Here is a 2,323-nt window from a genome sequence, read left to right on the forward strand (position 1 = left end):
TTGTTCTCGACCGTACATCGAGAACCACATAGTGGACGCATAGCAGCTTATTCAAACTGAGTGTTATCAAATTATCGGCTTATTAGTACCGGTCAGCTCCAAGAGTCTTTAGTCCTCTCTTCCACATCCGGCCTATCAACGCAGTAGTCTAGCTGCGAGCCTCTCCCCCTAAGGGATGGAAATCTCATCTCGAAGCCGGCTTCCCGCTTAGATGCTTTCAGCGGTTATCCGTTCCGAACGTAGCTAATCAGCGGTGCTCCTGGCGGAACAACTGACACACCAGAGGTTCGTCCATCCCGGTCCTCTCGTACTAGGGATAGATCTTCTCAAATTTCCTGCGCGCGCAGCGGATAGGGACCGAACTGTCTCACGACGTTCTAAACCCAGCTCGCGTACCGCTTTAATGGGCGAACAGCCCAACCCTTGGGACCTACTCCAGCCCCAGGATGCGACGAGCCGACATCGAGGTGCCAAACCATGCCGTCGATATGGACTCTTGGGCAAGATCAGCCTGTTATCCCCGAGGTACCTTTTATCCGTTGAGCGACAGCGCTTCCACAAGCCACTGCCGGATCACTAGTCCCGACTTTCGTCCCTGCTCGACTTGTCAGTCTTACAGTCAAGCTCCCTTGTGCACTTACACTCGACACCTGATTGCCAACCAGGTTGAGGGAACCTTTGGGCGCCTCCGTTACTTTTTAGGAGGCAACCGCCCCAGTTAAACTACCCACCAGGCACTGTCCCTGAACCGGATCACGGTTCGAAGTTAGGTATCCAATATGACCAGAGTGGTATTTCAACGATGACTCCACCTGAACTAGCGTCCAAGCTTCAAAGTCTCCCACCTATCCTACACAAGCCACACCGAACACCAATACCAAGCTGTAGTAAAGGTCACGGGGTCTTTCCGTCCTGCTGCGCGTAACGAGCATCTTTACTCGTAATGCAATTTCGCCGAGTTCGCGGTTGAGACAGCTGGGAAGTCGTTACGCCATTCGTGCAGGTCGGAACTTACCCGACAAGGAATTTCGCTACCTTAGGATGGTTATAGTTACCACCGCCGTTTACTGGGGCTTAAATTCTCAGCTTCGCCTTGCGGCTAACCGTTCCTCTTAACCTTCCAGCACCGGGCAGGCGTCAGTCCGTATACATCGTCTTGCGACTTGGCACGGACCTGTGTTTTTAGTAAACAGTCGCTTCCCACTGGTCTCTGCGGCCTTCGAACGCTCCAGGAGTAAATCCCTTCACGCCTCAGGCCCCCCTTCTCCCGAAGTTACGGGGGCATTTTGCCGAGTTCCTTAACCACGATTCTCTCGATCTCCTTAGTATTCTCTACCTGATCACCTGAGTCGGTTTGGGGTACGGGTGACTAAAACCTCGCGTCGATGCTTTTCTTGGCAGCATAGGATCACTGATTTCACCCTTACGGGCTACCCATCGGGTCTCAGCCTTATATGAGAGACGGATTTGCCTATCTCTCGGCCTACATCCTTAGACCGGGACAACCATCGCCCGGCTCAGCTACCTTCCTGCGTCACACCTGTTAATACGCTAACCGCACCAGCATAGGGTCGCACGCTAGGCCTCACGCTTCACCCCGAAGGGATCCATCTAGAGGATTCAGATGCTTAGCATTACTGGATTAGCTTGGACGGTTTTTCATCAGTACGGGAATATAAACCCGTTGTCCATCGACTACGCCTGTCGGCCTCGCCTTAGGTCCCGACTTACCCAGGGCGGATTAGCCTGGCCCTGGAAACCTTGATCTTTCGGAGGACGGGTTTCTCACCCGTCTTTCGCTACTCATGCCTGCATTCTCACTCGTGTAGCCTCCACGGCTGGTTTACACCGCCGCTTCGCTGGCCACACGACGCTCTCCTACCCATCAACACGGCTGAACCAACACCACAAGGGTGCGGCTTACCAAAAATATCAATGCCACAACTTCGGTGGCGTGCTTGAGCCCCGTTACATTGTCGGCGCGGAATCACTTGACCAGTGAGCTATTACGCACTCTTTCAAGGGTGGCTGCTTCTAAGCCAACCTCCTGGTTGTCTATGCAACTCCACATCCTTTCCCACTTAGCACGCGCTTTGGGACCTTAGATGGTGGTCTGGGTTGTTTCCCTCTCGACGATGAAGCTTATCCCCCACCGTCTCACTGCTGCGCTCTCACTTACCGGCATTCGGAGTTTGGCTAACGTCAGTAACCTTTTAGGGCCCATCGGCTATCCAGTAGCTCTACCTCCGGCAAGAAACACGCAACGCTGCACCTAAATGCATTTCGGAGAGAACCAGCTATCACGAAGTTTGATTGGCCTTTC

At 53.4% G+C, this 2,323-nt stretch carries 1 rRNA gene; it reads right to left on the reverse strand.

The annotated features are described in order from the left end of the window. Positions 1-62: 62 nt before the first annotated feature. Positions 63-2,323, reverse strand: a 23S ribosomal RNA gene (locus tag E3T61_RS21765); the annotation flags it as partial.

It is taken from the genome of Cryobacterium lactosi (assembly GCF_004403945.1).
Taxonomy (GTDB): Bacteria; Actinomycetota; Actinomycetes; order Actinomycetales; family Microbacteriaceae; genus Cryobacterium; species Cryobacterium lactosi.